Here is a 217-nt window from a genome sequence, read left to right as displayed (position 1 = left end):
ATGTTCTTTAACAGGGCGGGAAAAAGTGGCGAAGAAAAAGGCTGCTAAATCAGGGGGAAAGGTCCGCTCAACTGTATGATGGCGTCGGGATAGTGCCTAAGACCCGATAGGGTTAGCGGGCGGATTGAACCTGTATCAGTATGCCCCCAATCCGATGACTTGGATTGACCCTTGGGGATTAAATAAAACACCAGCTCAATTACCAGATAAAATAATC

Annotated in this window: 1 pseudogene; it reads left to right on the top strand. The window is 47.0% G+C overall.

The window, feature by feature from the left end:
* Positions 1 to 100: 100 nt before the first annotated feature.
* Positions 101 to 217, top strand: a pseudogene (locus tag ABR397_RS25815) (RHS repeat-associated core domain-containing protein); the annotation flags it as partial.

Origin of the sequence: Photorhabdus viridis (assembly GCF_040256935.1) — a bacterium.
Taxonomy (GTDB): domain Bacteria; phylum Pseudomonadota; class Gammaproteobacteria; order Enterobacterales; family Enterobacteriaceae; genus Photorhabdus; species Photorhabdus viridis.
Note: the sequence above shows the minus strand (reverse complement) of the source record. Positions and strands in the feature narration are given on the sequence as shown.